General features: G+C 34.5%; 3 protein-coding genes. All 3 read right to left on the reverse strand.

Annotated features, from left to right (window positions below):
* A partial coding sequence (locus BTHERMOSOX_RS11710) for a DUF805 domain-containing protein (protein WP_138121260.1) occupies window positions 1–403 on the reverse strand: 403 nt, incomplete at its 3' end.
* A 13-nt stretch (window positions 404–416) separates the two neighbouring features.
* Complete coding sequence (locus BTHERMOSOX_RS12005; protein ID WP_346654959.1) at window positions 417–557, reverse strand: hypothetical protein; 141 nt, start codon at window positions 555–557, stop codon at window positions 417–419.
* Between the two features lie 125 nt (window positions 558–682).
* Entirely contained in the window at window positions 683–805 is a 123-nt protein-coding gene (locus tag BTHERMOSOX_RS11720) for an integrase core domain-containing protein (protein WP_138121261.1), read from the reverse strand.

Genomic DNA, 805 nt, shown 5'->3' on the forward strand with positions numbered 1-805 from the left:
TTTTAAGCATTAAGTAAAACAAATAAAGATTTGTAATGCCTATACTAATTGCTACTAAAAATATTGCCGAAGTTTCTTCTCCTATTAGAGTAAGTATATAGGCTAGCGCCCCAAAAATAGCGCCAATAGCCAATGGAGATAATAACCACCATCCAGATTTATTTGTATCATGAAGCCTCCTAATATTAACCCCAAGACTTGGAAGAAATAGAGCTAAACTTATAATTATTTTTATAGGATTATATTCTTGATAGCTATACAGATTAGAGAAGAGTGTCATTGCTAATATCTGAATTAAAAACATAAATAACGCATACCACCAATATTCAGAGCGTGAAGCTCTACCATTAAAGTTAGCATACTTTTTAAATACTACAGTATTAATAGATTCTACAAATGTCATATTATTTTCCTAATTATTCACACCAACTTAACTTCCTACCGCCATCATAACGATAAGCCAACTTATTATCAAGCAGTTCCTGCTCCAAACTAACACCATCAACCAACACATTAGCAACCACTCTAAAGTACTTACCCCTCTGTAGATTGGTCAACTTAATCTCCTTAGCATTAGACAGCTTACTCCTTACAAAGTCTCTTGCTTTAAGGGCTATATTCTTCTCATACTGGTGCAATCCCCCCCATTTCTAACGCTTGCTAAAAATAGAATTTCCATTGTTTAAATAGCCTCAAGTAGCTTTCTTGGTGGAATCCCACCAATCGAACTATGAGGTCGTACGTTATTATATACCCACATCCACTGGGTTGCTAAATTTTGTGCATGTTCGATTGAGTCAAAAAT

It is taken from the genome of Bathymodiolus heckerae thiotrophic gill symbiont, from assembly GCF_900128515.1.
Classification (GTDB): domain Bacteria; phylum Pseudomonadota; class Gammaproteobacteria; order PS1; family Pseudothioglobaceae; genus Thioglobus_A.